We start from the raw sequence: 307 nt of genomic DNA on the forward strand, positions 1-307 counted from the left end.
CATGCTCACCCTCCTCGCCAGCGTCCTCGGCGTCGTGACCACCGCCGCGCTGACCGGCGCGTGGCTGCTCGCAGCCGCCGCAGCGCTCGGCTGGGCGGTCAGCTACGGCCTGTTCTGGGTCCTGAACAAGGCCGGTCGGGGTGGGCTCGGTTACGGCGACGTCCGCCTCGCCGGCCTCATCGGGCTTACCACCGCCCCCCTCAGCGCCTCAGCCACCTGGCTGGCGTTCCTCCTCGGCACCCTCACCGCCGCCGGGTGGGCGTTCACCCGACCCCGCCAGCCCGGCAGCCGCCACGCCTACGGCCCC

At 75.2% G+C, this 307-nt stretch carries 1 pseudogene; it reads left to right on the plus strand.

Going from position 1 to position 307, the window contains the following annotated elements:
- Window positions 1-307, plus strand: a pseudogene (locus IFY26_RS17600) (leader peptidase (prepilin peptidase)/N-methyltransferase); the annotation flags it as partial.

This window comes from Propioniciclava soli, assembly GCF_014858005.1.
GTDB classification, from domain to species: domain Bacteria; phylum Actinomycetota; class Actinomycetes; order Propionibacteriales; family Propionibacteriaceae; genus Propioniciclava; species Propioniciclava soli.